At 73.8% G+C, this 26023-nt stretch carries 26 protein-coding genes; 13 read left to right on the top strand and 13 right to left on the bottom strand.

Going from position 1 to position 26023, the window contains the following annotated elements; all coding sequences use genetic code 11:
• The first annotated feature begins 24 nt into the window (after window positions 1-24).
• From FB462_RS15060 to FB462_RS15050, 3 genes are read left to right on the top strand one after another with little or no spacing between them, the layout of a single operon-like run.
• A complete protein-coding gene (locus FB462_RS15060; protein WP_114851354.1) occupies window positions 25-1002 on the top strand; it encodes an NAD-dependent epimerase/dehydratase family protein in 978 nt (325 codons plus the stop codon).
• Window positions 995-1798: an MBL fold metallo-hydrolase gene (locus tag FB462_RS15055; RefSeq protein WP_167510136.1), complete on the top strand. Its 804-nt coding sequence runs from the start codon at window positions 995-997 to the stop codon at window positions 1796-1798. The genes FB462_RS15060 and FB462_RS15055 overlap by 8 nt, the downstream gene beginning before the upstream one ends.
• Window positions 1795-2736 (top strand): 3-oxoacyl-[acyl-carrier-protein] synthase III C-terminal domain-containing protein, encoded by a 942-nt coding sequence (locus FB462_RS15050; protein ID WP_141862738.1) that lies wholly within the window; start codon window positions 1795-1797, stop codon window positions 2734-2736. Before FB462_RS15055 ends, FB462_RS15050 begins: the two co-directional genes overlap by 4 nt.
• A gap of 189 nt (window positions 2737-2925) precedes the next feature.
• Here the strand turns inward: FB462_RS15050 and FB462_RS15045 are convergent, their stop codons facing one another.
• Window positions 2926-3384, bottom strand: coding sequence for a DUF4383 domain-containing protein (locus FB462_RS15045; RefSeq protein WP_058740836.1), 459 nt, complete (start codon window positions 3382-3384; stop codon window positions 2926-2928).
• Between the two features lie 254 nt (window positions 3385-3638).
• Between FB462_RS15045 and FB462_RS15040 the strand changes: the two genes are divergently transcribed.
• Both FB462_RS15040 and FB462_RS15035 read left to right on the top strand, forming a co-directional pair.
• Window positions 3639-4559 carry an ABC transporter ATP-binding protein gene (locus tag FB462_RS15040; RefSeq protein ID WP_141862735.1) on the top strand — a complete coding sequence of 307 codons (921 nt, stop codon included), beginning with the start codon at window positions 3639-3641 and terminating at the stop codon, window positions 4557-4559.
• Window positions 4556-5419, top strand: a complete 864-nt coding sequence (locus tag FB462_RS15035; RefSeq protein WP_141862733.1) for an ABC transporter permease — start codon at window positions 4556-4558, stop codon at window positions 5417-5419. Before FB462_RS15040 ends, FB462_RS15035 begins: the two co-directional genes overlap by 4 nt.
• 154 nt (window positions 5420-5573) lie before the next feature.
• Here the strand turns inward: FB462_RS15035 and FB462_RS15030 are convergent, their stop codons facing one another.
• Window positions 5574-5915: a hypothetical protein gene (locus tag FB462_RS15030; RefSeq protein ID WP_058740839.1), complete on the bottom strand. Its 342-nt coding sequence runs from the start codon at window positions 5913-5915 to the stop codon at window positions 5574-5576.
• A gap of 205 nt (window positions 5916-6120) precedes the next feature.
• On the opposite strand from FB462_RS15030, the gene FB462_RS15025 reads away from it, so the two are divergent.
• Complete coding sequence (locus FB462_RS15025) at window positions 6121-6726, top strand: LppP/LprE family lipoprotein (RefSeq protein WP_141862731.1); 606 nt, start codon at window positions 6121-6123, stop codon at window positions 6724-6726.
• A gap of 81 nt (window positions 6727-6807) precedes the next feature.
• Window positions 6808-7857, top strand: coding sequence for a YeiH family protein (locus tag FB462_RS15020; RefSeq protein WP_141862730.1), 1050 nt, complete (start codon window positions 6808-6810; stop codon window positions 7855-7857).
• A 167-nt stretch (window positions 7858-8024) separates the two neighbouring features.
• On the opposite strand, the gene FB462_RS15015 is transcribed toward FB462_RS15020, so the two are convergent.
• The 5 genes from FB462_RS15015 to FB462_RS14995 all read right to left on the bottom strand — a co-directional run bounded on the left by FB462_RS15015 (window position 8025) and on the right by FB462_RS14995 (window position 12787).
• The gene (locus FB462_RS15015) at window positions 8025-9101 is read right to left on the bottom strand and encodes an ABC transporter permease (RefSeq protein WP_114851348.1); all 1077 of its coding nucleotides are present in this window, start codon (window positions 9099-9101) and stop codon (window positions 8025-8027) included.
• A complete protein-coding gene (locus tag FB462_RS15010; protein ID WP_141862728.1) occupies window positions 9098-9979 on the bottom strand; it encodes an ABC transporter ATP-binding protein in 882 nt (293 codons plus the stop codon). Before FB462_RS15010 ends, FB462_RS15015 begins: the two co-directional genes overlap by 4 nt.
• Window positions 9980-10108: 129 nt before the next feature.
• A complete protein-coding gene (locus FB462_RS15005; RefSeq protein ID WP_114851346.1) occupies window positions 10109-10840 on the bottom strand; it encodes a response regulator in 732 nt (243 codons plus the stop codon).
• Window positions 10822-12096, bottom strand: a complete 1275-nt coding sequence (locus FB462_RS15000; RefSeq protein WP_114851345.1) for a sensor histidine kinase — start codon at window positions 12094-12096, stop codon at window positions 10822-10824. Before FB462_RS15000 ends, FB462_RS15005 begins: the two co-directional genes overlap by 19 nt.
• Window positions 12097-12127: 31 nt before the next feature.
• Window positions 12128-12787, bottom strand: a complete 660-nt coding sequence (locus FB462_RS14995) for a hypothetical protein (RefSeq protein WP_114851344.1) — start codon at window positions 12785-12787, stop codon at window positions 12128-12130.
• 126 nt (window positions 12788-12913) lie between these two features.
• Here FB462_RS14995 and FB462_RS14990 point away from each other — a divergent pair, with 126 nt between their 5' ends.
• Window positions 12914-13252 carry a YciI family protein gene (locus tag FB462_RS14990; RefSeq protein WP_114851343.1) on the top strand — a complete coding sequence of 113 codons (339 nt, stop codon included), beginning with the start codon at window positions 12914-12916 and terminating at the stop codon, window positions 13250-13252.
• 7 nt (window positions 13253-13259) lie between these two features.
• On the opposite strand, the gene FB462_RS14985 is transcribed toward FB462_RS14990, so the two are convergent.
• Window positions 13260-14438 carry an MFS transporter gene (locus FB462_RS14985; RefSeq protein WP_167510134.1) on the bottom strand — a complete coding sequence of 393 codons (1179 nt, stop codon included), beginning with the start codon at window positions 14436-14438 and terminating at the stop codon, window positions 13260-13262.
• Window positions 14439-14467: 29 nt separating this feature from the next.
• Between FB462_RS14985 and FB462_RS14980 the strand changes: the two genes are divergently transcribed.
• On the top strand, window positions 14468-15016 hold the full coding sequence (locus FB462_RS14980) for a TetR/AcrR family transcriptional regulator (protein WP_229666961.1): 549 nt from the start codon (window positions 14468-14470) through the stop codon (window positions 15014-15016).
• A 148-nt stretch (window positions 15017-15164) separates the two neighbouring features.
• On the opposite strand, the gene FB462_RS14975 is transcribed toward FB462_RS14980, so the two are convergent.
• From FB462_RS14975 to FB462_RS14955, 5 genes are all read right to left on the bottom strand, one after another.
• Window positions 15165-15836 carry a peroxiredoxin-like family protein gene (locus tag FB462_RS14975; RefSeq protein WP_141862724.1) on the bottom strand — a complete coding sequence of 224 codons (672 nt, stop codon included), beginning with the start codon at window positions 15834-15836 and terminating at the stop codon, window positions 15165-15167.
• 121 nt (window positions 15837-15957) lie between these two features.
• The gene (locus FB462_RS14970; protein ID WP_141862722.1) at window positions 15958-16545 is read right to left on the bottom strand and encodes a hypothetical protein; all 588 of its coding nucleotides are present in this window, start codon (window positions 16543-16545) and stop codon (window positions 15958-15960) included.
• Window positions 16546-16631: 86 nt separating this feature from the next.
• A complete protein-coding gene (locus FB462_RS14965; protein ID WP_141862720.1) occupies window positions 16632-17219 on the bottom strand; it encodes a hypothetical protein in 588 nt (195 codons plus the stop codon).
• A gap of 83 nt (window positions 17220-17302) precedes the next feature.
• On the bottom strand, window positions 17303-19126 hold the full coding sequence (locus FB462_RS14960) for an alpha/beta hydrolase (protein ID WP_141862717.1): 1824 nt from the start codon (window positions 19124-19126) through the stop codon (window positions 17303-17305).
• A gap of 238 nt (window positions 19127-19364) precedes the next feature.
• Window positions 19365-19826, bottom strand: a complete 462-nt coding sequence (locus tag FB462_RS14955; RefSeq protein WP_141862715.1) for an ATP-dependent zinc protease family protein — start codon at window positions 19824-19826, stop codon at window positions 19365-19367.
• A 70-nt stretch (window positions 19827-19896) separates the two neighbouring features.
• On the opposite strand from FB462_RS14955, the gene rimK reads away from it, so the two are divergent.
• The 4 genes from rimK to FB462_RS14935 are packed head-to-tail and all read left to right on the top strand — an operon-like array spanning window position 19897 to window position 25927.
• Window positions 19897-21075, top strand: coding sequence for a 30S ribosomal protein S6--L-glutamate ligase (gene rimK, locus FB462_RS14950; protein WP_058740865.1), 1179 nt, complete (start codon window positions 19897-19899; stop codon window positions 21073-21075).
• Between the two features lie 57 nt (window positions 21076-21132).
• Entirely contained in the window at window positions 21133-22215 is a 1083-nt protein-coding gene (locus FB462_RS14945) for a 3-oxoacyl-ACP synthase III (RefSeq protein WP_373286881.1), read from the top strand.
• Entirely contained in the window at window positions 22212-24965 is a 2754-nt protein-coding gene (locus FB462_RS14940; RefSeq protein ID WP_229666958.1) for an alpha/beta fold hydrolase, read from the top strand. The genes FB462_RS14945 and FB462_RS14940 overlap by 4 nt, the downstream gene beginning before the upstream one ends.
• Window positions 24962-25927 carry an NAD-dependent epimerase/dehydratase family protein gene (locus tag FB462_RS14935; protein ID WP_141862713.1) on the top strand — a complete coding sequence of 322 codons (966 nt, stop codon included), beginning with the start codon at window positions 24962-24964 and terminating at the stop codon, window positions 25925-25927. The genes FB462_RS14940 and FB462_RS14935 overlap by 4 nt, the downstream gene beginning before the upstream one ends.
• The last annotated feature ends 96 nt before the right edge of the window (window positions 25928-26023 follow it).

The following is a 26023-nucleotide window of genomic DNA, read 5'->3' as shown; positions in this document are numbered from 1 at the left end:
CGGGTGCCCCTAGGATCGGTCGGCATGGGGCCAGGGTCGTCGGAACGTGTCCTGGTCACCGGTGCGAGCGGATTCGTCGGCGGGCACGTCGTCCGGACGCTCCGCGAGCACGGCTACCGGGTCACCGCCGCCGGCCGACTGGCCGACGCACTCCCCGAGGGCGACGTGTTCGTCGGGGACCTCGACGACCTCGGTCGTGCCGAAGTGCCGGCGGACGTCGTCGTGCACTGCGCTGCCCTGTCGTCGCCGTGGGGGCGGTGGGCGGAGTTCGAGCACGCCAACGTCACCGGCACCGCGCAGGTCCTGCGGTACGCCCGCCGGGTCGGGGCGCGGCGGATCGTGCACGTCTCGTCGCCCGGGATCTACGCAGCACCCCGCGACCGGCTCGCCATCCGCGAGGACCAGGTCGACCCGAGCCGCCCGATGAACCACTACATCCGCTCGAAGCTGCACGCCGAGGCGCTCCTGCGCGCCGCGGTCGGCGACCCCGACGGGCCGGAGATCGTGGTGCTGCGGCCCCGCGGGGTGATCGGCGCCGGCGACACCGGGCTCGTCCCACGGCTGCTCCGGGTGCACGAGCGCGCCGGGGTACCCCTGCTGCGCGGCGGTCGCGGGCTCGTCGACCTGACCGCCGTCGAGAACGTCGCGCACGCCGTCCGGCTCGCGGCCGAGGTGCCCGAGGCGGCAGGACTGGCGTTCAACGTCACGAACGGCGACCCCCGGCCCTTCGTCGACCTGCTCGACCAGCTGCTCGCCGGACTCGGGCTCGACCCCCGCCACCGGTCCCTGCCGGCCCGTCCCGTGGCCGCGCTCGCCGGGGCGCTCGAGGCGGTCTGCGCCGTGCTGCCCGGCCACCCCGAGCCGCCGGTCACGCGGTACACGGTCTCCACGATCACGCACTCGCAGACACTCGACATCACCCGGGCCCGCAGCGTCCTCGGGTACGCGCCGCAGGTGTCCCTCGACGACGCCCTCGCGAGCTACGCCGGTGCCCGTGGCTGAGGCGTCGCTGCACGCGTACGCGTGCGGGTCCACGACGCACGACGTCGGGCAGCTGCTCCGCGGGGCCCCGCGGCAGCGCCGGGTGTTCCCGGCGACCGTGTTCCTGTTCCGCACGGGGGACCGGCAGGTGCTGTTCGACACCGGGTACGCGCCGCTGCCGTGGCGGACCGGGATCGCTGGACGTCTGTACCGACACTTCCTGCCGCCCGTGGTGCCGGCGGGGGCGACCCTCGCCGACGTCGTCGACACCGCTGCCGTGACGGAGGTCGTGCTCTCGCACCTGCACCCGGACCACGTCGGCGGCCTCGCGGCGGTCCCGCACGCGCGGGTGCTCGTCAGCGAGGGGACCCGCCGCCAGCTCGCGCGGCCGAGGGTCCGGGACGGGGTCCTGCGCGGCCTGCTGCCCGACGACCTGGCGGACCGTCTCGTGGTCGTCCCGGACGCCGCGTTCCACCCGGGGCCCGCTGCGCTGGCCGGACTCGGGCTCGCCGACCCGTTCGGCGACGGGCGCTTCCGGCTCGTGCGGCTCCCCGGGCACACCGACGGACAGCTCGGTGCCCTCGTCGACGGCCGGGTGCTGCTCGCCGCCGACGCCGCGTGGTCCCGGGACCTGCTCGGGCACGAGGACCGGATCCGTGCCCTGCCCCGGGCCGTCGCCCACGACGCCGGTGCCCAGCGCGACACCGCGCAGCGGCTCCTGGCGCTCGAGCGCGCGGGTGTCAGACTGCTCTTCAGCCACGACGAGCATCCGACCGGGGTGGACCTGCTCGCCGAGGACGACCGAGGGGGATCATGAAGCACTGCGCCATCGCCGGCTGGGGGACCGTCCTGCCGGAGCGGACCGTGACGTTCGGCAGCGGGGACCGCACGGTCACCCGCCACCGGATCGCGGACGACGTCTCGCACCTCGACATGCTCGCCGGCGCCGCCGAGCGGGCGATCGCCCACGCCGGGATCGCCGCCGACGACCTCGACCTCGTCCTCGCCGCGTGCGCCGCCGGGGTCCAGCCGATCCCGTGCACCGCGGCACTCGTGCAGGAGCGCGTCGCACCGGGGGCCCGGGCGGCCGCGTTCGACGTGAACTCGACGTGCACGAGCTTCGTCACGGCGCTCGACGTCGCCTCGCGCTACCTGGAGGACGGCGACCACGAGCGCGTGCTCGTGGTCTCGGGCGACGTCGGCTCGCGCTTCCTCGACCCGGCGCAGCGCGAGTCCGCCGAGCTGTTCTCGGACGCCGCGGCGGCCGTCGTGCTCACCCGCGGCGACGGCACGCAGGGGGTCCTGTCGGCGCTGCAGCAGACCTGGCCCGAGCACGCCCACGACACCGAGCTCCGGGGTGGGCTCTCGCGGTTCCCGGCGCAGGCCTTCGCGGACGGTGACCCGGCGGACTACCTGTTCGACATGCACGGGCGGCGGGCGCTCATGGGGATGCTCCGCGTCCTGCCGGGGTTCTTCGAGCGGTTCTTCACGCGCAGCGGCCTGACCCTGGACGACGTCGACCTCGTGGTGCCGCACCAGGCGAGCGGCGCACTCGGCATCGCGATGCGCCGGATCGGCATCCCGGAGGGGAAGTACGTCGACGCGGTCGCGGAGTACGGCAACATGGTGTCGTCCTCGGTGCCGTACACCCTCGCCCGGTGCCTCGACGACGGACGGCTGCGGCGCGGGGACACCGTGCTGCTGTGCGGGACCGCCGCGGGCCTGACCGCGAACGCCCTGGCCCTGCGGCTCTGACCGCCGCCGCGGCAGCGCGCCGCCGACCGCCGACGTCGACACCGGCCACGATCACGTCCGCGACGTCGCGCCCGGACGCGACGACGCCCCCGTCGCGTCCACGACGAAGGCGTCCCGGTGGCCCCTGATCCCCGGCCACCGCTCGCGCGGGGGCGTCCAGCACCGGACGGCCCCCGCGGGGTCAGCGGGTCAGCGGGTGGCGCGACCGGCGCGCGGCAGGAGCACACCGAGCACGATCATCGCTACGGCGAGGACCGCGTGCAGGGCGTTGTCCGCGACGTTCAGCGGCACGAAGTTCGCGCCACCGGCCATGCCGGCGGTGAACAGGCCGTAGACGAAGAGGACGGCGTAGACGATGCCGCCGATGAGCAGGTAGGAGCGAGCCCCGCCGGCGGTGCGCGCGGCGAGCAGGCCGACGACGCCGAAGAGCAGGTGCACGATGTTGTGGAGCACCGAGACCTGGAACAGGCCGAGGAGCATCGCCATCGAGCCGTGGCCGGCCACCGACATCGTGCCCATGTCCATGGTGAGGCCGGGGATGAAGCCGGCGATGCCGACGATCAGGAACACGACCCCGAACAGCAGGGCGCCCTTCTGCGTCAGCGTCGAGCCGTAGCCGGTGTTCCGCGTTGCTGCATTGCTGGTCATGATGAGTCCTTCCGGATGTGTTCGTCGGTGCCCGGTCCCTTCCGTTCGGGGAAGGCGCACCGTCGTACAGGGGTTTCGGAGTCCCTGTGTAGACGGTTTGGGTCGACTTGCCAGCGATTGTCCATCCTGCGCTGCTCAGCGCGACCGATCGCCCCCGAGCTGGGGGAGGCGGGGCGGGTCATCCCGGGGGATGATGCCCGGTCTCCCCCCTGCGGGGGACGCGTCGGCCACCGGTGCGGCAATAGCGTGACGACGTGATCGAGATCGAGCATCTTTCCAAGCGGTACGGCGCCAAGCTCGCCGTCGACGACATCTCGTTCGTCGTGCGGCCCGGCAGCGTGACAGGCTTCCTCGGCCCGAACGGCGCCGGCAAGTCCACGACGATGCGGATGATCATGGGCCTCGACCAGCCCACGGCGGGACGCGCGACGGTGAACGGTCGCCCGTACACTTCGTTCCGCGATCCGCTCCGGCAGGTCGGGGCCCTGCTCGAGGCGAAGGCCGTGCACTCCGGTCGCAGCGCCTACAACCACCTGCTGTCCCTCGCGGCGACGCACGGCATCCCGAAGTCCCGGGTGCACGAGGTCATCGAGCTCACCGGTCTCGAGTCCGTCGCGAAGAAGCGCGTCGGTGGGTTCTCGCTCGGCATGGGGCAGCGCCTCGGCATCGCGGCGGCACTCATCGGCGACCCGAAGACCCTGATCCTGGACGAGCCGGTCAACGGCCTCGACCCGGACGGCGTGGTGTGGGTCCGCCAGCTCGCCCGGCACCTCGCCGCCGACGGTCGCACGGTCTTCCTGTCGAGTCACCTCATGAGCGAGATGGCGCAGACCGCCGACCGCGTGGTCGTGCTCGGCCGCGGCCGCGTGCTCGCCGACGCCCCGATCGCCGAGTTCGTCGCCGGGGGATCCGCCGGCGGCGCCGCACGGACACTCGTGCGCACCCCGCAGCCCGACCAGCTCTTCCGCGCGCTCGGCTCCGCCGCGTCCGGGATCACCCAGCGCGAGGACGGCGCCTTCGAGGTCGTCGGCCCGGACGCGCAGCACATCGGCACCGTCGCGGCGCAGACCGGTTCGGTGCTCCACGAACTCACCCCGATGGGTGCGAGCCTCGAGGAGGCGTACATGGCCCTCACGAGGGACGACGTCGAGTACCGGGCGGAGGCCACCCGATGAGCGCCGCGACGACGACGGCGCCCGGCAAGGTCGGCCTCGGCTTCCCGCGCCTGGTCCGCAGCGAGTGGATCAAGTTCCGCAGCATCCGGTCGACGATCTGGTGCTTCGCGATCCTCGTCGCCCTGACGATCGGCCTCGCCGCGCTCCTCGGGGCGCTCGTCGAGCAGCCCGAGGGTGCCGGGACGGTCCCGCAGGCCGTGGCCAACGCGCAGATCGTCATGATCAACACCGTCGGGGTCGGGTTCTCCGCCCTCGTGGTCGCGGTGCTCGGTGTGCTCATCATCACCGGCGAGTACACGACCGGGCAGATCCGCTCGACGTTCACGGCCGACCCGGGGCGACTCGGCGCGGTCTTCGCGAAGGTCGCGGTGCTCGCCGTCGCGACGTTCCTGGTGAGCGCCGTCGCGACGTGGATCGGCGTCGCGATCTCGGTCCCGCTCCAGGCGGCGAAGGGCGTGCAGGCCGACCTGGCGGACCCGGCGGTGTTCCTGCCGATCCTCGGGTCCTCGGTCTACGTGACGCTCCTGGCCGTCCTCGCGTTCGGCATCGGGCTGCTCGTCCGGTCGAGCGCCGGCGGCATCGCGATCACGCTCGGGCTCATGCTCGTCGTGCCGATCATCCTGCAGCTCGTCGGCGGACTGCTCGGCGTGCAGTGGGTGCTCGACTCGATGCAGTTCCTGCCCGAGCAGGCCGGTCGACAGCTGTACGCCTACGAGTCGTCCGGCGCGACGACCGCGGCGCCCGGCACGACGACCGAGGGCCTCGTCCTGAACGGCTGGGGCGGCTTCGGGATCCTCGCGGCGTGGGTCGTCGCCGTCGGTGCCGTCGCAGTGTCGGTCACCAAGTCGCGCGACGTCTGAGACGCGACCGGAGACGGACTGGAGGCGCGGTGCCAGCTGGCACCGTCCTCCCTCGCAGGCTCGGTCGGCGCGCCCCGCGCAAGGCTTCGCCTTGCCACAGAGCGGGGCGCGCCCGTCCGTCTCGTGGTCGCATCGGACGCGACCGTCCCCGCGGTCAGGACCGACGCGGGAACAGCGCCTGCAGGGCGCGCGCCAGCAGGCCCGGCCGCACCTGCGGCGCGACGACCTGCACGGCACGCGTCGGCGTGCGGAACGCCAGGTCGTGCAGCATGTTGCGCTTCGACCCGTCCCAGTTCGCGAACAGGTACGAGCCGCCGATGAACGACATGCTCCGGACCGGGGTGCGCTTCCAGGAGTCGGCGCGCACGTAGTACCCGGCGTGGCCGGCGTGGATGTGGTCGATGACGGTGTCGACGTCGATGACACCGGTCGTGGTGACGACGGCGGTGATGCCCGTCTTGTCGCGGGCGACGTACTCGATGAGGTGTTCGGTCACGGCGTGCTCTTCGGTCTGCTCGACTCGCGGGACCCGTTCGCACGACCCCTGGGTGTCGGGGCACGGCGTCTGCGGGAACGGCGAGCGAGGGCGCTGCTGGATGACTGGAACCGCCGTTGCTTCCGGCATCGATGGTACGCCCCTGCACCGATGCACAGCCGGTCGAGCCGCACAACGCAGCGGCCGGAGGAGCAGGCTGGACCACATGCGCCACACCAGCACCACCCGTACCGCCGGAGGGCTCCTGCTCGCCGCGACCACGATCGCGCTCCTCGCCGGGTGCTCCGGCGGCGGGACGCCGACGCAGACCGCCACCCGGACGGTGACGGCGACGCCCTCGTCCTCGGCGTCCGCGACACCGGTCGACGGCACGGCAGCGACGCCCTCGGCGACCGCGACGTGCGGACCGTCGGACGGTGCCGCGGCGGCCGCGGGCCCGATCGCCGACCTGGCGCTGCCCGCGGGTCTGGAGTCGGCCCGGTGGGACGCGTCCCGTGCCGACACGTCGCAGTACGACGGGTGCGCGGCGCTCTCGGCCGTCACGGTCTCGGTGGCGGACGCGACCGCGAGCTCGCCCGTGGCCGTGCTGCTCTTCCACGACGGCACGTACCTCGGCACCGCGACGAAGCTGCAGTACCCGTTCGTCCCCGACGTCAGCCGCCCGTCGGCCGACGCCGTCCGGGTCGTCTACCACTTCCCGCAGGGGCAGGACAGCAACGCGGACCCGACCGGCCGCGCGACGGCGACCTACACGTGGGACGCTGCGGCGGGCCGGGTGGTCATGACGGGCGACGTGCCCCCGACACCCTGACGGTCGGCGCCGGCGGGCAGCGACCGGGTCGCGGCCGCGCCGCGCCGCGGCGCGCCCCCGGGTGGTGGGATGCTGGTCCGCATGCCCTCCCGTCAGACGGTCGCCGCCGCCCTGCCCGGCCTCGCCGCCGCCCTGGTGATCGGCATCGTCGCGACCCTGGTCGGCCGGCTCGTCCCGGTCGTCGGCGGTCCGGTCCCCGCGGTCGTCCTCGGCGCGCTGGTCGGTGCCGTCCTGCGACGGCGACGCGGTGCGGGTGACCTCGGCCCCGTGCAGCCCGGCGTCAAGTTCGCCTCGAGCCGGGTCCTGCAGGCCGCCGTCGTCCTGCTCGGCGCGCAGCTCTCGATCGGCGAGGTCGTCCGCATCGGCGGCGAGACCCTTCCCGTGATGCTCACCACCCTCGTCGTGTGCCTGGTGGCCGCGTGGGGTCTGGGTCGGTTGATCCGGGTCTCGAGCGCGCTCCGCACACTCATCGGCGTCGGGACCGGCATCTGCGGCGCCTCGGCGATCGCCGCCGTCACCCCCGTCATCGGTGCCGCCAGCGCCGAGGTCGCCTACGCCGTCTCGACGATCTTCCTCTGCAACATCGCGGCCGTCTTCGTCTTCCCCGTCGTCGGGCACGCCCTCGGACTCTCGCAGCACGCGTTCGGCGTCTTCGCCGGGACCGCGGTGAACGACACGTCCTCGGTCGTCGCGACCGCGACGATCTACGGTCGCCAGGCGACCGACACGGCGGTCGTCGTGAAGCTGGTCCGGACGCTCATGATCATCCCGATCGTGGTCGGGCTGGCCGGCCTGGAGGCACGCCGCACCGCCCGCACCGACCTCGCCCCCGCCTCGGGGCCGGGCCGGGCCGGGGGCGTCCGCGTGCTGCGGCTGGTGCCGTGGTTCCTGGTCGGGTTCCTCGTGGTCGTGCTCCTGCGCACCGTCGGGGTGCTCCCGTCGGCGGCCGCCCCGGGGTTCAGCACCGTCGCGACGTTCCTCATCACGGTGGCGCTCGGCGCGATCGGGGTCTCGACGGACTTCGGCGCACTGCGTCGCGCCGGGTTCCGGCCGATGCTGCTCGGGATCGCGCTCTGGGTGCTCGTCGCGGGGACGAGCCTGGGGGTGCAGGCGGTCCTCGGCCAGCTCTGAGCTGGCGCAGGCGCGTCCGCGCCGCCGTCGGTGGAGCAGGAAACGTCGAGTGGCGCGAGGCAACCCGACGTCGTCTGCTCCATGGACGCGCCCCGCGCGCCCGCGACCGCACGACGGAGGGGAGGCACGGTGCCAGCTGGCACCGTCCTCCCGTCCGGCCCGCGGCGTCAGCCGCGCAGCGCCTCCGTGAGCTTCACGCGACCGCCCGTCCGGAGCAGCGCGTTCTCGTAGACGCGGGCCCCCACGAGGACGACCACCACCACCGAGACGGCGACCACGAGCAGCGACAGGACCGGCTCCCACCACTCGGCCGTCCCGAGGAAGATCCGCATGGGCATGCCGATCGGCGCGCTGAACGGCACGTAGGACATGATCCCGACGACGGTGGGGTCGTCCGCGGCCACCACGATCAGGATGTACGGGATCATCACGAGCATCATCACCGGCATGGTGACGCTGCCGACGTCCTCCTGGCGCGAGACCAGCACGGCCGTGGCGGCGAACATCGCGGCGATGAGCACGAAGCCGACCGCGAAGAAGGCGACGAACCACAGCACGCTCGGTCCGAGCATCGAGAACATGTTGTCCTGGCCGGTGACCGCGAGGGCGACGGCGGCGGCGATCGCCACCGCGACGATCTGCGCGAGGGCCATCACGCTGTTGCCGAGCACCTTGCCGGCCAGCAGCGCCCGCGCCGGGATCGCCGCCATCAGGATCTCGACCACGCGGGTCGACTTCTCCTCGACCACGCTCTGCGCGATCGACGAGCCGAACGTCACCGCCGAGGCGAAGAACACCACGCCGAACATGATCCCGATGAGCGAGACGAGCCCGGCGGGCAGTGCGGCCGGGTCGAGCAGCTCCACCCGCGGCGTCTCGCTCAGCGCGGTCACGACACCGGTCGGGGCGTCGTCGAGGGCGACCACCGAGTAGCCGAGCGCGTCGTCCGCGGGCACGATCGCCGCGTCGACATCGCCGCTGCGCACCAGCCGCTCGGCCTGGGCGACGGAGCTGGTCGGCGTGACGTCGAGGCCCGCCGTGGACTGCAGCGAGACGCCGTCGACCACGGCGACCGGGGTGGTGTCGTCGGCGGTGGCCTTGCCGACGACGCCGCCGATCACGATCGAGGCGACGACCGCCACGAGCAGGATCGCGGCGGAGACGATGAACGCCTTGCTGCGGATGCGTGCCTGGATCTCGCGGACGGTGACGAGCTGCACCGCGCCGAGGAAGGAGCCGTTCACCGGACCACCTCGCGGAAGACCTCGCTGAGACGGGGGACCCGCGGCGCGAACGACCCGACGGTGCCGTGCTGCACGGCCCGCTGGAGCACGGCCTGCGCGGTGGCGTCGTCGGCCTCGAACACGGCGTAGCCGCCGTCGAACTCGCGGACCGTGACGCCGGGCTCGGTGCGGAGCCACGCCAGGTCCCCGTCGACCAGGAGCTCCCACGCCGCCGGGCCGGCCGCACGGCGCAGGTCCTCCTGCGGTCCTGCGGCGCGGATGGTACCGTCGGCGATCACGACGACGTCGTCGCACAGGCGCTCGACGACGTCGAGCTGGTGGCTCGAGAACAGCACCGGCACGCCGCGGGCAGCGGTCTCGCGGAGCACCCCGAGGACGGTGTCGACGGCCATCGGGTCGAGGCCGGAGAACGGCTCGTCGAGCACGAGGACCTCCGGGTCGTGCGCGAGCGCCGCGGCGACCTGGACCCGCTGCTGGTTGCCGAGCGAGAGCTTCTCGACGGCGTCGTCGGCGTGCTGGGTCAGGTCGAGCCGCTCGAGCAGCGCGGCCGTGCGCTCCGCCGCGGTGCGCTTGTCGACCCCGTGCAGCCGCGCCAGGTACGTGACCTGCTCGGCCACCGGCATCTTCGGGTAGAGCCCGCGTTCCTCGGGCATGTACCCGAAGCGGCGCCGGTCGGCCGGACCGACGGTCGTGCCGTCGATCGACACCGTGCCGGCGTCCGCCTGGAGCACGCCGAGCAGGATCCGCATGGTGGTCGTCTTGCCGGCGCCGTTGCCGCCGACGAACCCCGTCAGTCGGCCGCTGCCGACCGTGAACCCCACGTCGTGGAGTACCCGGCGGTCGCCGAAGTGCTTCGTGACGCCTGCGATGGTGAGCATCGTCGTTCCCCTTCCGTCGACGGTCCTCGCCGACGGCTCGACGCTACGGGCCAGGAGGCGCGGGGCACCTCCGGCGGGAGACGGGACTTCCCGACGTGGCGGCTCCACCGCACGGGGGAGCAGGGGGCGTCAGCTCGAGGCGGTGATGCCGCGCTCGAACGCCCACACGACCGCCTGGATCCGGTCGCGGACGCCGGTCTTCTGGAGCACGTTCGACACGTGGGTCTTCACGGTGGCCTCGCCGACGTAGAGCGTCCGGGCGATCTCGGCGTTGCTCAGGCCACGGGCGAGCAGGCGCAGCACCTCGGTCTCGCGCTCGGTCAGGCCGACCGCGGCGATCGCGGCGGCGCCGGTGTCGGTCGCGCGGTCGCTTCTGGTGCCGGTGGCCGGCGTTCGTACTGGGTCGGGGGCGTGCGCGGCAGCCGCGGTCGTCGCGGTTGCCCGGCTGATCACCCGGCGCGTGACGTCGGGGTCGAGGAGCGCGTCCCCGGCCGCCACCGTGCGGACCGCGTCGATCAGCCGCTCGGGGGAGGCGTTCTTGAGCAGGAACCCGCTCGCCCCGGCCTCGAGCGCCGCGAACAGCGCCCCGTCGTCGTCGAAGGTGGTCAGGACGAGGACGGCCGGCGGGTCCGGGAGCGCGGCGATCCGCCGGGCCGCCTCGAGCCCGTCGACGCCCGGCATCTGCACGTCCAGGCAGACGACGTCCGGACGCAGCGCGAGGACGGCGTCGACCGCGGCCGCTCCGTCCGGGGCCTCGCCGACCACGCGGAAGCCCGGCTCGGACTCCAGGATGACGCGGAAGCCCGCGCGGACCAGGTCCTGGTCGTCCGCGAGCACGATCGTCAGGTCGTCGGTAGCCATGCCCGCACCAGGTACCCTCCCCGAGCCCGCGGCCCGATCTCCACGCGGCCGCCGACCGCCGCGACGCGCTCGCGCATCCCGACGTGCCCCAGGCCGCTCCCCGTCGCCCGGCGGACCGCGCGCTCGCCGTGTCCGTCGTCGGCCACCTCGACCTCGATGCCGTCGTCGAGGTACCGGAGCCGCACGTCCGCACGTGCCGTCGGACCCGCGTGCTTGAGGACGTTCGTCACGGCCTCCTGGGCGATGCGGAAGGCGACGGCGCCCACGGTCGGCGGGACGGGACGTTCGTCGCCGACCACGACCAGGTCCGCGGCGTGACCGGCCGTCCGGACCGCGTCGACCAGCTCGGGCAGTCGTCCGAGTCCGGCGGTGCTCGGTGCGGTGTCCGGTCGGTCCGACAGTCGGCCGGTGTCGTCGGCGCGCAGGGTCCCGAGCATCCGACGGAGTTCCTCGACCGCCGTGCGCGCGCTGTCCTCGACGACCCCGAGCGACGCCGTCGCCTGGGCCGGGTCGCGGTCGACCACGCGCCGTGCCGCACCCGCCTGCACGCCCATGAGCGAGACGTGGTGGGCGACGACGTCGTGCAGTTCGCGGGCGATCCGGACGCGCTCCAGCGTGACCGCCTGCGCCGCCGTCCGCTCCCGCTCGGCCGCGAGCTCCGCCGTGCGCTCGTCGAGCTCGTGCTTCGCGACGGCCGATGCCCAGGCCCGGTTGCCGGCGTACCAGGCGCCACCGAAGTAGATGACGTTGATCAGGATGTTGAGCAGCGAGTACGCCACGTAGGGCGCGATGATCGCGTCCCGGTCGTTCGGCAGCGCGTTCGGGACCGCCCACCCGAACGAGATCGCGAGGAACAACCACACGAACATGCCGACGATGACGACCCACCGCACGACCTCGGCCCGCACCCGGTCCGAGCACCACGCCCCGACCGTGTACAGCGCGATGAACAGCGTGAAGTTGACGAGGAAGACCTCGGGCACGTGGAGCAGCTGCGTCGCGGCGAACGCCAGGGCCGACCAGACCGCGACGGTCATCGGCCAGCGGCGGCGCAACGCGATCGGGACCGTGTTGGCGAGGATCATCAGCCCGGAGACCCACCACGCGGCCTGGTCGTCCTCGTAGAAGCCGGACGCGCTGTACAGCGTCGTCGTCACGACCATCCCTGCGGCCAGGACCACCGCGAGCAGCGCGTCCTGCCGGTGCTCGCGCGGGCCGACCGGCAGCCGTGCCCAGTCCGTCGTCGCCCGCCCCATGCGGACCACGGTAGCGGCACGGACTCGCCGCTCACCAGTCGCCGAGCGTCTGCCCCACGAGCAGTGCGGCGAAGACCAGGGTGGCGATCGCGATCACCACCCACGCTGCGGCGGAGCCCCACCGCCGTTCGACGAGCCGCGACCGCACCTGCACCGCCGATGCCGCCGCGACACCCGTGATCGCGGCGAAGCCCGCCCAGTGCGACGGCAGCACGAGCGACGGGAGCAGCTCGCCCACCACCCGCAGGACGAAGGCCAGGGCGGTCAGCCCACCGGCCACGAGGAACAGCGACTCGGCCAGGTCCGGCGAGGTCCGAGCACGCACGGGAACGTCCATGATCTTGCGGTACCGGTCGACCTCGGGCAGCAGCTCGACGACCTCGGCCGGCAGGTCACCCTCGCCGGGGAGCACCAGGAACCTCCGCAGGTCCGGCCGTGCGACGCCCGACGACGCCAGCAGGCGCGCAGCCCGGTCCCGCTCGACGGCCGTCGCGACCCCCGGGAGGCCGATCGCCCAGCGCCCGGCCTGGTCCGGGTGCCCCATCGACCGGTACCGCTCGACGAGCGCGAGGCGCCGCGCGGTGTCCTCCGGCGCTGCCTCGACCATCCGACGGAGCAGCAGGAGCGCACCCCGGCGGTCGCCGTCGGCCCAGAGCCGGTCGGCGTCCTCGGTGGTCGGGTCGACGTGCACGCGACCATCATCCGGTCTCGGCGGCTCCGGTGACGACGTGCTGGCGTCCCCGCGGGTGCAGGCGTACCGTCCCGGACGACGGCGTGGTCGACGAGGACGGCGCCGCACCGAGCAGGGGAGTACGCCGTGCAGTTCCTTCTCAACGTCATCGACGACGGACAGTCCCAGGTCGCCGGGCGCACCGCGTCCGCCACGCAGACCGAGTCCGACGCCGTCGACCGGTTCAACGCGACACTCGGCGACGCCGTGGTGTTCGCCGCCGGGGTGTCCGCGCCCGCGGACGCCACCGTCGTCGACGGCCGCGGCGGGCAGGAGTCGCACACGTCCGGTCCGGCGTCGAACACCCCCGGGTACGTCGCGGGCTTCTGGGTGCTGGAGCTGGCGGACGCCGAGACCGCGTTGCGCACCGCGACCGAGGCCTCCGCGGCGTGCAACCGACGGATCGAACTCCGACCGATCCTCTGACCCGCGGTCAGGCGGTCCGCGCCGGACGCCGCCGTCGCGCCAGGGGCAGGACGGCGGCCAGGAGCACGACCACCGCGGCGGCCGTGCACGTCGCGTCGGTGCCGAGCGGCCCGACGAACGAGCCCGCCACGGCGGCGCCGACCGCCTGCCCGGCGACGAGCAGCACGAAGAGCATCGAGGTGCCGGCCGCCGCGTGTGCGGCGTCGACCTCGGTGGTCCAGGCGATGAGCGCCCCGGTCGCCGCCGTGTAGCCCCACCCGAACACCGCGCAGGCGACCAGCACCACGGGCGCGACGCCGGGTACCGTGCCGATCGCGAGCACCGCGGCGGCGGCCACGGCGGTGATCGCCCACTGCCGCCCGGCGGTCAGCCCGGACGTCCACCGCGCGGTGACGGTGACCGCGGCGCCGCCGAGCCCGATCGCGACCCAGGCGACGATCGTCACCGCCACCGGTAGACCCGCGTCGACGAGGGCCGCCCGACCGAAGGTCCAGACGACGGCGGACCCGGCGCCGAACGCCAGGGCGGCGACGACCGGGACGCGGTGCGCGACGACCCAGCGTCGATCGGGCCACCGGCCGGCCGACGTCCCGCTGCTCGGGTTCTCCGTCGCCGGTCGTCCGCTGGGACGCCCTGCCGCGAGCAGCGTCGCCGCGCCGACCAGCAGGGTCACGGCCCCGGCCGCCGTCCATGCGGCACGCCACTCCGGCAGCAGCAGCAGCGCGAGCAGACCCGCGACCACGAGTCCCGGACCGGTCCCGGCGTTCACCACCGCCTGCGCCCGCGACCGGCCCTCGGCCGCGACCCGTTCGCGCACGAGCTGCACGAGTGCGGGGGAGGCCAGCCCCGCACCGGTCGACGCCACGACCGCGGCGGCGCCGAACACGAGCGCGGTCGGCGCTGCCGCCATCACGACCGCGCCGAGACCCGCGGCCAGGGTGGCCGCGGCGACGAGTCGGCGCGCGGAGCGTCCGGCGGACACGAACCCCACGAGGGCACCGACGCAGTAGAGGACGGACGCACCGGAGGACACGGCGCCGCCGACCGCCGCACCGAACCCGAGGTCGCGCTGCACGTCCGGCAGGAACAGCCCGAGGGCCAGGCGGACGAGGCCGTACGTCGCGGCGATGGTCCCCAGTCCGGTCGCCACCAGGATCCGGTCGGTTGACGAAAACGATCGTTTCACTTCTGCGATCGTAGGCTGGCTCCGTGGTCATGCGTCCAGGTACCGAGCAGCGCGTGCTCGACGCCGCCGAGGAGCTCTTCTTCTCGCGGGGCATCGCCGCGACCCCGATCGACGTGGTCCTCGAGCGCGCACACGTGTCGTCCGCGACCCTGTACCGCGGGTGGTCGAGCAAGGAAGCCCTGGTCGCCGCCGCCCTCGACCGCCGTCACGACGACTGGGTCGCCACCTGGGACCGTGCGGTCGACCGAGCACGGGACGACCGCGGACGGCTCCTCGCGGTCTTCGACGCCCTCGACGACTACCGCGCGACGCCGGCAGGGTCACGCTGGTGCGCGTTCCTCGGCACGGCCGCCGAGTACGTGGACGCCCCGGCCGACGTGCGCGCCGTCCTCGACCGCGAGACCGACACGCTGCGTCGACGGTTGGCCGAGGCGGCCCGCCCGCTCGTGGGCGGACGGGCGTCGGCGCTCGCCGAGCAGCTCCTGCTCGTGGTGTCCGGGTCCCTGGCGATGCGCCTCCGGGACCCGGCGGCCGGGACGGTGACGGCCCGCGCGGTCGCCGACGCACTCCTGCCCTGACGCGGGCCCGGCAGTGACGCCGGCCCGGCGCGCGGACGCGCGGACGCGCAGACCGGACTGGAGGCACGGTGCGGGTGACGCGCGCTGGTCACCCGCCACGCGCCTCCAGTCCGTCACCGCCGCGCAGACGGCGGGACCGGTCGTCGGATCAGCGCGTCGCGACGCTGAGCGCGTCGACGGCGGCGAGCACCTCGGCCACCTCGGTGCGCGTCGTGTAGTCGACGTGCACGTCCGCGAAGCGGACGACCCCCGAGTCGTCGAGGACGAAGACCGAGGGGAACGGGACGGCCGCCGTGTCGTCCGCGTTGCTGTCGGCCACGTCGAAGCCGAGCTGCGTGTGCGCCGCCCGCGCGGCGGCGCTCGGTTCGGTGACGATGCCGAACCGTCCCGCGAGGACGTTCTCCGGGTCCGTGAGCACCGGGAACGCGAGCTCGCCGTTCGCGATGGACTGCTCCGCGGCCGCCGGCGTCTGCGGCGAGACGGCGACGAGCTGCACGCCGCGCTCCTGCAGCGCCGGCAGGAGCTCCTGCTGGTACGTCCGGAGCGTGATGTTGCAGTAGGGGCACCAGGCGCCCCGGTAGAAGACGAGGACGGTCGGGGTGTCCCCACGCACCGCCGGCAGCGAGGTCGTCTCGCCGGTCGGGGTGACGAGCGGCCCGTCGGGCGCAGCGTCACCCACCGCGACGACACCGCCGGGCACACCGGCGCTCCGCAGGTCGCGCTGCTCGCCGTCGAAGACCGCGGACAGCTCCGGGCCGATCTGGGCCGTGAAGCCCTCGTTGAACTCGTCCACCTGGCGGGCGATGGTCTGGTCGGTCACGGTCGGCTCCTCGGGTCGGGCGGGGCGGAACTGCGGCGTCGGTGCCGGTGCGTGGAGCGTAGGCGCGAGCGATCGACGCCGGTACCGGCTGCGTCACGGGAGGTCACGGAGTGCAGCCGCATCAGATCTTCGGGGGGCTGACGATCGGGTCGTCCCAGACCGGGAACGGCGGGTACTCGCCGGGCAGGGACTCCTCCGGGTGGACGCCGTCGTTGCGGCCACCGACCGCCTCGGAGAGCGCGTCGCCGTCGTTGGTCCAGAAGGGTTCGCTGTACACGGTGAGGACGTATCGGCCGTTGGGTTGGACGACGTACTCGATCTGCCAGCCGTCGTCCGTCTTGGCCCAGGTGTCGTGGTCCCGGCCGGGGTGGCCCTCGCGGTGCCGCCAGCCCTGTTCGTCGAAGTAGTCGATCATCGGTTGCAGGTCCCGAGCATCACCCGTGGCTCCCGGGGGCTCCCAGATCCGATCGGTGCGGAGGAAGTAGCTGTTCACGGCGTCCGAGCCCGCGAGCGGGGCGACGCCGTCGCCACCGACCTCTGTGCCACGATCGCTGCCGGTCCAGTCCCACGGGCCGTCGTTGACCGCGCGTTGTGCGCCCGCTAGTAGCTCCTGCATGTGGTGGTAGTGCTGGCGGTAGGCGTCGAACTCCTCGTGGAGGGACATCGCGGCGACGTCTTCCTGGGTCAGGCCGGCGGCGTCGGTGGGCATGGGGCCTCCTCGTGTCGAGCACCCGGTGAGCAGCAGTGACACCACGAGGGTCGTGCCGACGAGCGCGAGCCGCTTCGACCGGCGCATCAGATCTTCGGGGGGTTGATGATCGGGTCGTCCCAGTCCGGGAACGGCGGGTACTCGCCCGGCAGGGACGCCTCCGGGTAGACGCCGTCGCTGCGGCCGCCGACCGCTTCCATGAGCGCGAGGTCGTCGTTGGTCCAGAAGAGTTCGCTGTACACGGTCAGGGAGTACCTGCCGTTGGGTTGGACGACGTACTCGATCTGCCAGCCGTCGTCGGTCTTGGCCCAGGTGTCGTGGTCGCGGCCGGGGTGGCCCTCGCGGTGTCGCCAGCCCTGTTCGTCGAAGTAGTCGACCATCGGCTGCAGGTCCCGAGCATCACCCGTGGCTCCCGGGGGCTCCCAGATCCGATCGGTCCGCAGGTCGTAGCTGTTGAGCGTGTCTGCGCCCGGGAGCGGCTCGAGGCCGTCGCCACCGATGCCCGGCACACGGTCCCCGCCGATCCAGTCCCAGGGGCCGTGGTTGACCGACCGTTGTGCGCCCGCCAGCAGCTCTTGCATGTGCTCGTAGTGCTGGCGGTACGCCTCGAACTCCTCGTGCAGGGACATCGTCGCGACGTCTTCCTGGGTCAGCCCGGCAGCGTCAGTCGGCATGGGTCCTCCTCGGTTCGTGCAGCCCGTCAGGGTTCCGACGAGCAGGGCGGCGGTCAGCAGGGCGCAGAGTGATCTGGCGCGATTCATCGAGGGGCTCCCGTGGCGATGATCGAGGCGATGTTCTGCTGCGCGGTCGCGTCCGGACTCAGGTAGCCGACTTGGCCGTCCCTCTCGGGGAACATGTCGTGGCCGGTGACGGCCAGCGTGCCCGCGGCCGCTTCGGAGCTGAACACCTGGACGCCCGGAACGTCCCGGGGGTCGGTCCGGCCGATGCGCCCCCAGATCGCGGTGTGGTCCGCTTCACCCTCCGTCGCGAACACGTGGCGGGCGCGCAGGTGTTCTGGCTTGGTCGCCTCCGTGAAGCCCACCGACCCGTACGTGACGAAGGTGTCGACCGGGTACCGCACCTGCTCGAGTGCCTCGGCAACGGTCGTCGAGCCGTACGAGTGGCCGAGGACCGACAGAGAACGAGGTGTGGTCCCTCGACTGTCGTGGATCCCGTCCAGGAAGGACGCGAGCGTCGCGCCGCCGGCCGCGGCGCGCTGCTGGGCGGGCACTTCGGCGAAGGCCGGCGCGCGGTACCCGAACCAGGAGACGACTGCGAAGGAGTCCGTTCCGCTCTTTCTGGCAGCCGCCCTCAGGAGCGCGGACGCCGCCCGGACCTTCTGGCCGCTGCTGTCGAGGGTCGTGGTGGCGCCGGGCACGTTGACCGTCAGGTTCGTCGCGGTGTCGAGGTTGCCGACCGAGATCGCTGCGACCGGCGCACCGTTCGCCACGCCGAAGCCGACGAGCTGGGCGACGGTGTCCGATGGTGTGTCCAGGTCCGCCGCGAGTTGGTCGGCCTGCCGCAACCCCGCCGCCAGAGCCTGCACCTGCTCGGTGAAGTCCTCGAGGCTCACCGCGCCGTACGTGTACGCCAGCCCGAACACCCGGTAGAGCCGGCCGGGATCCCGGAGCGCTGCCGCGAGCACCGCACGCGAGACGACGTCTCGCGACGCCGCCGGGATTCCGTCCAGGGCCGCCACCCGGATCTGGGTCGTCAGCGGGAGCGCCCGGAGGTCGTCGGCGGTGAACCCCAGCGCCCGCCACCGCTCGGCGACCTGCGCCGGGGGCAGTGACGGATCGAGCAGCCGCTCCACCGCGTGCGGCAGCGTCGAGCTCCCGGCGGCATCGAGCACGGCGTCCGCGAGCGTCCCACCGCCGGCCGCTGCGAACGCGTCCGCGATCCGCTCGGCCCAGCCCGCGTCTTCCTCGTTCTCCGCCAGGAGCTCGCCGAACCCGAGCGGCAGGGTCGCGACGTCGATCGGGACCCACGCGCACCGGCTCATGAACCCAGACCAGGCGTTCCGCACGCGCACGAGGTCCTGCTCCATCGCGCCGTCGAGCGCCCGGGTCGTGGCAGCGAACCGCCGGAGGTGCTCCGGGTCGGCGCTGCTCCGACCGCCCGAGTGCCCCGCGGTCCGGGGCCGACGCCGGGGACGGAACGCGGCGGACACCGGCGTCGGACGGACCGGCGCGTCGGACGGCTCGGGGTCGAGCACCGCGGCACCCGCGTCGAGCACGGGCTCCCACACGGCGCCGACGCCCACCAATGCGCGTTCGCGGTCCGCCGTCCGCGCGCGCCAGGCAGCATGATCAGCGAGCCGGCGCCGTTCCTGGTCCGCCTGGTGCCGCACGATCCGCACCTGGTCGGCCAGGTCGTCGAGGGCCGCGGCGAGCCGCACCCGGTCGCCGGACTCGATCACCCGAGCAGCCTCGAAACACCTCGCGTACCCGCCCGCGAAGTCGCGGAGCGCGGCTTCCACCGCTCCGCGGCGCGGCAGCGCGCTCCCGCGGAGCGCCAGCGCGGCCTCCGTCGCGCACGCGACGAGCCGCGCTGCCGCGGCCTCGTCGAACTCGATCCCCATCGCCCACCCCCATCGCCATCCAGCAATGTGTGGAACGTAGCATTTCAGAGGAGCGTGAACCAAACATGTTCATTCCGGACGGGAGGCACGGGGCGGGCCCGACCCGTGCCTCCCGTCCGTCAGCAGCGCACGCTGGTGCGCTCCGCACAGCGCCGCGCACGCCGCACCATGGGCCGACGCGGTGCGACGTGCTTCCGGTTGTGCGGAAGCACGCCGCACCCATTTTCTGCCGCGCGCCTCAGGCGCGACCGCGGTTGCGGCGCCGGATCTCCTTCGGGGCACGCCCGGCGGTGAACGACCGCGCGGGGTCGACGAGGAACGCCTGCCGGAGCGCCTGGCGCCCCACGAGCATCCGGAAGCCCATCTGGTCGCGGTTGCTCAGCGTGACCTCGGCGTCGACCGTGACCCCGGCGAGGGTGATCGGCGTGAGCACGACGATGCGCTCCTGGGTGTGGCCCGTCGAGCTGCGGACGATGCGGCGGTCGTGCACGGCGCACTCGTAGGTGACGGCACCGGCGTCGGAGTCCTGCCACGGGTGCACCGAGAAGCGCACGCGGTCCCCGGGGAGTTCCTCGAGGTCGAACGCGTGCAGCGCCGAGCTGCGGGCTCCGGTGTCGAGCTTCACCTTGATCCAGGGCAGCTCCAGGGCGGGCAGGGCAGCCCACTCGCGCCATCCTGCGATCGTCGGGTTCCGGGCCATGCGCCCATCCTGTCGCATGCTTTGATTGAGCGTCGCCGTCGACGTCCTCGAACCCCCGTGGAGCACCCCGATGAAACTCGCCATCCTGTCGCGCGCCCCGCACGCGTACTCGACGCAGCGCCTGCGTGCCGCGGCGATCGACCGCGGGCACGACGTCAAGGTGCTGAACACCCTGCGGTTCGCGATCGACCTGACCGCCGACGAGCCCGACCTGCTCTACCGCGGCCGGCTCCTCAGCGACTACGACGCCGTGCTGCCCCGGATCGGGAACTCGATCACGTACTACGGCACCGCGGTCGTGCGGCAGTTCGAGCAGATGGACGTGTACACGCCGAACACCGCCACGGGCATCACGAACTCGCGCGACAAGCTCCGGGCGAACCAGATCCTGTCGCGCCACCACATCGGCATGCCCGCGACGACGTTCGTGAACAGCCGCGCGGACGTCCGCGGCGCGATCGACCGGGTCGGCGGCGCGCCCGTGGTGATCAAGCTGCTCGAGGGCACGCAGGGCATCGGCGTGATCCTGGCGCCGGAGGCCAAGGTCGCCGAGTCGATCGTCGAGACGCTGCACTCGACGAAGCAGAACGTCCTCATCCAGTCGTTCATCTCGGAGAGCCGCGGCCGGGACATCCGCGCGCTCGTCGTCGGCGACCGCGTGGTGGCCGCGATGCGACGGAGCGCGAGCGGGGACGAGTTCCGCTCGAACGTGCACCGGGGCGGGACCGTCGAGAAGGTCACGCTGTCGCCGGAGTACGAGGAGGCCGCGGTCCGCTCGGCCCAGATCATGGGACTCCGGGTCGCCGGCGTCGACATGCTCGAGGGCAACGAGGGGCCGCTGGTGATGGAGGTCAACTCGTCGCCGGGCCTCGAGGGCATCGAGCGCGCGACCGGCCTCGACGTCGCCGGGGCGATCATCGACTTCATCGGCAACCAGGTCGCGTTCCCGGAGATCGACGTCCGCCAGCGCCTCAGCGTCTCGACCGGGTACGGCGTCGCCGAGCTGCTCGTGCACACGAACGCGGACCTGGTCGGCAAGACGATCAAGGAGTCCGGGCTGTGGGACCGGGACATCACCGTGCTGACGCTGCACCGCGGTGCGACCGTCATCCCGAACCCCCGCAGCGGCGTCGAACTGCAGGCGAGCGACCGGCTGCTGTGCTTCGGCAAGCTCGAGGAGATGCGCTCGATGATCCCCGACCGCCGCCGCCGTCGGAGCAAGGTGCGCAAGCTCCCGAAGGACGCCTGACCCTGCGTTCCGCGGAGACGGACCCCACACCCAGCCATGATGCGGAAGTATGAGCCGGTGACGATACTCGCTGACCGCCCCGTCGACCCCACCCCGAACGACGACGTGGAGCGCCCGGGCAACGCCACCGCCAAGCACCACAACGTGTCGCTGCTGTCGGTGGCGACCACGACGGCGGAGCGCGTCACGACCTCCGCCGACATCGAGGCACGCCTCCGTGGTGCCCTGCGCCGCCTGCGGCTGCCCATGGGCCTGCTCGAGCGGGTGGCGGGTGTCACGGAGCGCCGCAACTGGGGCGAGGGCCAGACGTTCCAGGACGCCGCGATCGACGCCGGCCGCCGTGCCATGGCCGAGGCGGGCATCCGCCCCGAGGACGTCGGGCTGCTCATCAACACCTCGGTGACGCGCCCGCACCTGGAGCCGAGCGTCGCCGTCCGCCTGCACCACGGGCTCGGACTGCCGTCGTCCGCGATCAACTTCGACATCGCGAACGCCTGCCTGGGCTTCGTCAACGCGATGAGCGTCGCCGCGGGCATGATCGACTCCGGCCAGATCAAGTACGCGCTGGTCGTGGACGGCGAGGACGCCGACCAGGTGCAGCTCAACACCATCGACCGCCTCAACCAGGGTGGTCGGAACCGCAAGGACTTCATGAGCGAGTTCGCGAGCCTGACCCTCGGGTCGGGTGCCGCGGCCGCCGTGCTCGGCCCGTCCGACGTGCACCCCGAGGGGCACCGGATCGTCGGCGGCGTCACCCGCGCGGCGACCCAGTGGTACGACCTGTGCGTCGGCAGCGTGGACGGCATGTTCACGGACGCGAAGATGCTGCTCAAGGGCGGCATGGAGCTCGTCGTCGCCGCCTGGAACGAGGCGCGTGCGCACTTCGACTGGGCCGACATGGACCGGTACGTGCTGCACCAGGTGTCCGACGTGCACACGAACGCCTTCGTCGAGGCGATCGGCATCCCGCGTGCCAAGGTCCCGACGACGTACCAGCGGTACGGCAACGTCGGCCCGGCGTCCATCCCGATCACCCTCGCCGACGAGGTCGCCCGCGGCGGCATCGCCCGCGGCGACCGGGTGTTCCTGGGCGGCGTGGGCTCCGGCATCAACACGGCGATGATGGAACTGCGCTGGTGAGGTCCGTCCTCCCGCGCGTCGCCGCCGCAGCGGCTCCGGCGACGCTCCCGCCGCCCCTGCCCGGACTCGACCCGGCCTGGTCGCGACTGGTCACCGTGCCGGGTGGCACGGACCGGCCTGGAGGACCGGATCGCCCCGCGCGGACGTGGCACCTCCTCGACACGGCGGGCTCCCTCGACGCCATCGGCGTCACCCCGGTCGGCACCGTCCTGTGCGTCCACGGGAACCCGACGTGGTCCTACCTGTGGCGCTCCGTGGTCACGCGGACCCTCGAGGTCGCCCGCGCCGGCGGTCCGGCCTGGCGCGTCGTCGCGGTGGACCAGCTCGACATGGGCTTCTCGGAGCGCACCGGCACGCTGCACCGGCTGGCCGACCGTGTCCGGGACCTCGGTGCCCTCACGGACACGCTCGGGCTGACCGGTCCCGTCGTCACCCTCGGACACGACTGGGGCGGCGTGGTGTCCCTCGGTTGGGCGGTCGACCACCCGGGTGCCGTCGTCGGCGTCATGACGTGCAACACCGCGGTGCACCAGTCCGACGACGCCCCGATCCCCGCGCCGCTCCGGCTCGCGCTCCGGCCACAGGTGCTCGGCCGCGGCACCGTCCTGACGCCCGCGTTCCTCGAGACCACCCTCGCGATCGCGCACCCACGGCTCGACCGTGCGACGGCGGACGCCTACCGGGCGCCCTACCGCGGCGCCGCACGGCGCGGGGGGATCGGCGGATTCGTCGCCGACATCCCGGTCGACGCGGCGCACCCGAGCGCGGTCGAGCTCGACCGCATCGCCGCCGGGGTCGCCGCGCTCGACGTCCCGGCCCTGGTGCTCTGGGGCCCTCGTGACCCGGTGTTCCTGGAGAGGTACCTCGACGACCTCACCGCGCGGCTGCCGCACGCCGACGTCCACCGCTTCGAGGGCGCCGGGCACCTGCTGCCCGACGACGCCGACGTGGCGGGCGCGGTGACCGACTGGCTCGGCGACCACCTGCCGGACGGAGGGCCGCGGGACGGAGCCGGCCCGCGCCTCCCGTCCGTCGATGCAGACCCCGCGGCGGACGCGGGCCGCCCGCTGTGGGCCGCACTCGACGACCAGCGCGCGTCCGACGGCCCCGCGCTCGTCGAGATGGCCGCACCCGGCGGCCCGCGCACGGTCTCCTGGCGTCTGCTCGCCCGGCGCGTCGACGAGATCGCGGTCGGGCTCGCCGACCTCGGCGTCCGGCACGGCGACCGCGTCTCGCTCCTCGTCACCCCGGGCGCCGACCTGACCGCAGTCCTGTACGCGTGCGTCCGGATCGGTGCCGTCGTCGTGGTCGCGGACGCCGGACTCGGCCTGCGCGGTCTGACCCGTGCGGTCCGCGGAGCGCGACCGGACTGGATCGTCGGCGCGCTGCCCGGTCTCGCCGCGTCGCGGGCGCTCGGCTGGCCCGGCCGTCGGATCGCGACCCTCGCGCTCCCCGCACCCGCTCGTCGGGCACTCCGCGTCGAGCACTCCCTGGCCGAGGTCGCACGTCGCGGCGCCCGCCTGCTCGCGTCGGGGCGGGCCCTGCCGGCCGAACCGTCCGCCGACGACCGGGCCGCCGTGCTCTTCACGTCCGGTTCGACCGGGCCGGCGAAGGGCGTCGTGTACACGCACCGGCAGCTCGGCGCCGTCCGGGACGTGCTCGCGGCGCAGTACGGCGTGGGCGTCGGGACCGGGCTCGTCGCCGGGTTCGCGCCGTTCGCGCTCCTCGGACCGGCGCTCGGCGCGCGCTCGGTGGCGCCGGACATGGACGTCACCGCGCCCCGGACGCTGACCGCGCGGGCGGTCGCGGACGCCGTGGCCGCGGTCGACGCGACGGTCGTGTTCCTGTCTCCGGCGGCGCTCGCGAACGTGGTCGACACCGCCGGTGCGCTGACCGACGCCGACCGGACCGTGCTCGCCGGGGTGCGCCTGTTCCTGTCCGCCGGGGCGCCGGTGTCCGCGACGCTGCTCGAGGCCGCCGCGCGCCTGATGCCGAACGCCTCCGCGCACACGCCCTACGGCATGACCGAGGGCCTGCTGATGACCGACGTCGACCTGGACGGCGTGCGCGGTGCCGCCGCCGGGAGCGGTTCGGGTGTCGCGGCAGGATCCGGTGTCGGGTCCGGGATCTGCGTCGGCGTCCCCGCGCCGGGCGTCCGGGTCCGGATCGCGCCGCTCGACGAGCACGGGGTGCCGACCGGCGCGCCGACGGACGATCCCGGGGTGACGGGCGAGGTCGTCGTCGCGGCGCCGCACGTGCGCGACCGGTACGACCGGCTCTGGCGCACCGACCGGGTCTCGCGCAACGGGGTCGACGACCCGCGCGGCCACCGCACCGGGGACGTCGGTCACCTGGACGCCGAGGGGCGCCTGTGGATCGAGGGGCGCCTGCAGCACGTCGTGACCACGCCCGCCGGCGTCGTCACACCGGTCGGACCCGAGCAGCGGATCGAGGGCGTCGACGGGGTCGGCCGTGCCGGGATCGCCGGCATCGGACCCGCCGGCACACAGCAGGTCGTCGCCGTCGTCGAGACCGTCCCGCCGGTCCGCCGACCGGGACCCGCGTCCGCCGACCTGTCCGCCGCCGTCCGTGCGGCCGCCGGGGTGCCCGTCGCCGCGGTGCTCGTCGTCCCGGTGCTGCCGACGGACGTCCGGCACAACTCGAAGGTCGACCGTGCCCGGCTGGCGCGCTGGGCGGCGGGGGTACTCGGCGGTGGTCGGGTGCGCGACCCGCGACGGACCCGCCCGTGAGGGTCCTGGTCACCGGCGCGAGCGGGTTCCTCGGCGCCGCGACCGCGAACGCCGTGCGGGACGCCGGACACACCGTGCGCACGCTGCAGCGCCGGCCGTCCGGGGTCGAGGGCGTGACGGACGTGCTCGGCTCCGTGACCGACACCGACACCGTCCGCGCGGCCGTGGCCGACGTCGACGCCGTCGTGCACCTCGCGGCGAAGGTGTCGCTCGCCGGTGACCCCGCGGACTTCGCACGCGTCAACGTCACGGGGACGCAGTTCCTGCTCGACGCGGCACGAGCCTCGGGGGTGCAGCGCTTCGTCGCCGTGTCGTCCCCGTCCGTGGCGCACACGGGGTCGTCGCTCGCCGGCGTCGGCGCGGGGCCGGCGGAGCCCGAGGCCGCGCGCGGCGACTACGCCCGGACGAAGGCCGCGGCCGAGCTCCTCGCGCTCGCGGCGGACGGCCCCGGGTTCGCGGTCGTCGCGGTCCGCCCGCACCTGGTCTGGGGGCCGGGGGACACCCAGCTCGTCGGACGGATCGTCGAGCGGGCCCGAGCCGGTCGGCTGCCGCTCCTCGACTCCGGGGCGGCGCTCATCGACACGCTCTACGTCGACAACGCAGCCTCGGCGATGGTCGCGGCGCTCGAGCACGCGGCCGACCCGGACGTGCACGGCAACGCGTACGTCGTGACGAACGGCGAACCGCGGCCGGTGGGGGAGCTGCTCGCCGGGATCTGCACGGCGTCGGGCGTCCCGGCACCGCGGTGGCACGTGCCCGCCGGGCTCGCGCGGGTCGCAGGTTCCGTCGTCGAGGCCGTGTGGCGGGTCCGACCGGGGGCGGACGAGCCGCCGATGACACGGTTCCTGGCAGAGCAGCTGTCGACCGCGCACTGGTTCGACCAGCGGCGGACCCGGGCCGACCTGCAGTGGGCGCCGACGGTGTCGATCGACGAGGGGCTCCGGCGGCTCGCCGGTCGCTGAGCCGCGGGCGTGTCCACGCGCACAGCGACACCTCACGCGCGTCGACGCGCGTGAGGTGTCGCTGAGGCCGTGGAGTGGCGGTCAGGCCGTGCCCGG

It is taken from the genome of Curtobacterium citreum, from assembly GCF_006715175.1.
Lineage (GTDB): Bacteria > Actinomycetota > Actinomycetes > Actinomycetales > Microbacteriaceae > Curtobacterium > Curtobacterium citreum.
The sequence above is the reverse complement of the archived record's forward strand: the minus strand, read 5'-3'. Positions and strand labels throughout refer to the sequence as shown.